The sequence below is a fragment of the uncultured Polaribacter sp. genome (genome assembly GCF_947501385.1).
Taxonomy (GTDB): Bacteria; Bacteroidota; Bacteroidia; order Flavobacteriales; family Flavobacteriaceae; genus Polaribacter.
In genome coordinates, this window is record NZ_CANMVP010000066.1 from 1 (window position 1) to 1,693 (window position 1,693).

1 protein-coding gene is annotated in these 1,693 nt (G+C 33.5%); it reads right to left on the minus strand.

Annotated elements, in window-relative coordinates:
* Positions 1 to 88 precede the first annotated feature (88 nt).
* Positions 89 to 1,627 (minus strand): IS1182 family transposase, encoded by a 1,539-nt coding sequence (locus Q0998_RS19180; RefSeq protein ID WP_299673043.1) that lies wholly within the window; start codon positions 1,625 to 1,627, stop codon positions 89 to 91.
* Positions 1,628 to 1,693: the final 66 nt, after the last annotated feature.

Genomic DNA, 1,693 nt, shown 5'->3' on the forward strand with positions numbered 1-1,693 from the left:
CGATTTTCTTTTTACTCATTTTTCAGTTTATTTTTTTGATTTTCAATACTTGCTTAAAAAGTTGAATTTTAAAAAAGCAAAAGTGCTCTTATATTGCTAAACTATATTTTTTCAGGTTATGCGCCATTGCAATTAATCCTATTTCTACGTTTACTTTATCAATTCCTCTTAACATAAATCGTTTAAAATTCATATTGTGTTTAATGTTTCCAAATACAGCTTCTACATCCCAACAACGTTGTTTTCGTTTAGCAATGCCTTGTTCACTTATGAGTACTGTTTTGGCTTTAGATTTTAATCGGATTAAATTATAGTTTCGCTCTATAATTCGGTTGTATTTGGATTTATGGCAACGGCTCCTAAGCGAACACCCCATGCAGTTCTGTGCTTGATAGCGATGGATTTCTTGCTCAAAACCATTTTTAGTTTTCCTTTTATAACTACCAATATTGGTCATCGCTTGTCCCATAGGACAATAATAGGTATCCGTCTCTTTATTATAGTGTAATTCATTGGGGTGAAATGGGTTTACTTTTCCTCTTTTTTTATCTAACTGTTCTTTATGGAAGTAACTGTATTTTACAAAAGCAGTAATTTCTTTAGCTTCTAAATCTGTATAGTTCTCTTCGCTACCATAACCTGCATCAGCAGTAAGTGTTTTTGGTATTTGGTTGTAGTTTTCAATATGGTTATTAACGTGGTCTTTTAGCGTGGTAGTGTCTACAGTGGTTTGTGCTAAAGTGTAATTGGTTAGATATTGATTGTTGGTAGAGGCTTGAACATTATAAGCGGGTTTGAGTTGCCCGTTTTGCATATGATCCTCTTTCATCCGCATAAAAGTAGCATCTGTATCGGTTTTACTATAGCTATTTCGGTCTTTTAAGATGGCTTCTTGGTGTTGGTATTTTGCTATATTTACTGGCCAGTTCTTCTTGGCGTAATTCAGCTTTTGTTTTATTTTTTTATCAATATCCTTGCCTTTTAGAGCCTCATTAATTTGGTTGATAGTGTCTTCAATTTTAGCAGCATCAATCACTTCAAAATCTGGAGTATTAGGAATTGTTTGTTCCTCTTTATAAACCCTCTCTACATAAGACCAGAGTTCTTTGAGTTGTTTTCTGATTCGTTCCTTACTGGTTTTTATAGATTTACCCCACACAAAAGTGTATCGATTGGCGTTCGCTTCTATTTTGGTGCCATCCACAAAAATATCTTTTAAACTAACAACTCCTTGCTCCACTAAAAGTAAGACTACTTGATGAAATATTTTCTTTAGATTGCCTTGCAATCGTTTGCCCCTAAAATCGTTAATGGTATTATGATCAGGCTTACTTTGACCACTTAACCACATAAAATGAATATTCTCCGACAAGGCTTGTTCTATTTTTCTTGAAGAATATAAATTACGTAAATAGGCGTAAATGATGACTTTAAGTAGCATTCGCGGATGATAACTTGAGGTACCGCCACCTCTATAACTTTCTTCTAATGCACTAATATCTACATTGTCAATAATCATATTTACAATGCGAACCGGATGATTTGCTGGAACTAAATCATCATAACTAGGTGGTAAAAGACTTAACTGATCTTGGTTGTAGGTCTTAAAAATGACTTTTCTGCTCATTCTTAAAAATACGAAATTCTTCAAAAAAATGCAAAAAAAAAGACTGCCTTTTCAGACAGCCTCTTT

Coding starts and splice junctions, on each gene's coding strand:
- Q0998_RS19180 (WP_299673043.1), bottom strand. CDS start 1,627: ATGAGCAGAAAAGTCATTTTTAAGACCTACAACCAAGATCAGTTAAGT.